Genomic DNA, 1,251 nt, shown 5'->3' with positions numbered 1-1,251 from the left:
AGATCGCCGCGCAGCCCCTCTACCGGCTGCTCGGCGCCTCCAAGCCGAAGGTACGAGCCTACTTCGCGCCCTCGCTCAAGCCGGTCGAAGCGATCGTCGAGGAGGCCACGGTTGCAGTCGGCGACGGCTTCACCGCCATGAAGCTCCGGATCGACGGGAACATCGGCGCCGCGGTGGAACTGGTCGGCTCGGTGCGCGACGCCGTCGGGCCGGCCGTCGATCTCGCCGTGGACGCGAACATGTCCTACGACCGGCGCGGGGCGCTGCACCTCGCCCGCGAGCTGGAGGGTCTCGCCGTCGCCTGGCTCGAGGAGCCGATCCGGTCCCGAAGCCTCACCCAGTACGTCGACGACCACACCTGGCTCGCCGACCGGGTCTCGATCAAGTTGTCGGGCGGGGAGTCGCTGCTCACCCGGTTCGAGTTCATCGACCTGATGACCCGGCGCACCTTCGACATCCTGCAGCCGGACGCCACGAGCGTCGGCGGCATCTCCGAGGCGAAGCGGGTGGCCGATCTGGCCAGCACGTGGAACCTCAGCTGCGTGCCCCACATCGCATGCTCCTCGGGCACCGGGATCGCGCTCGCCGCCGGTCTGCACTTGATCCTGGCCTGTGAGAACACCCCGCTGATCGAGGTCGACGCCTACGGCGGGCCGGGCTGGGACGGGGTGCTGACCGATCCGCTCATGGTGCAGGACGGGTACCTGGCCGCATCTGACGCGCCCGGGTTGGGCGTCGTGCTCGCCCCGGACGCCGACGAACGGTTCGCCGTCGCCCCCGACGGGGCCCGGCCGTACGGCTCGCAATGATCGAGGCGGTGCCCGGCATCGAGGTCCGGGACCCCCGGCTGCACGACGTGGTGGCCGACGAGCCGCTGCGACCCACGGTCACGGGGTTCCGGTTCCTCGAGGGCCCGGTGTGGCACCCGGAGGAGCGGTCGCTGGTCTTCAGTGACATCCCCGCCTCCCGAATTCTGAAGCTGTCCGCGGACGGCGCGGTGTCGATATTCCGCGATCCCAGCAATATGGCGAACGGGAACGCCTACGACCGGGAGGGCCGATTGCTCACGTGCGAGCACGCGACCAGCCAACTGGTCCGGCAGGAGGCCGACGGTTCACTGGTGACGCTGGCGGACCGCTACCGGAGCCAGGAACTGAACAGCCCAAACGACGTGGTCGTTGCCCGAGACGGGACGATCTACTTCACCGACCCCGGATATGGCCGCGGCGCCTCCTACGGCGTGCCGCGGTC

General features: G+C 69.9%; 2 protein-coding genes. Both read left to right on the top strand.

The window, feature by feature from the left end; genetic code table 11:
• Positions 1-809: mandelate racemase/muconate lactonizing enzyme family protein (locus PKE99_RS37580; RefSeq protein ID WP_271215032.1), on the top strand; the 809-nt coding region annotated here is incomplete at its 5' end.
• Positions 810-817: 8 nt separating this feature from the next.
• Positions 818-1,251, top strand: a 434-nt coding sequence (locus tag PKE99_RS37575) for an SMP-30/gluconolactonase/LRE family protein (RefSeq protein ID WP_271215031.1), incomplete at its 3' end; no start/stop codon positions are given.

This window comes from Pseudonocardia halophobica (assembly GCF_027922425.1).
GTDB lineage: Bacteria > Actinomycetota > Actinomycetes > Mycobacteriales > Pseudonocardiaceae > Pseudonocardia > Pseudonocardia halophobica.
This window is presented reverse-complemented; position numbering and strand designations above follow the sequence as displayed.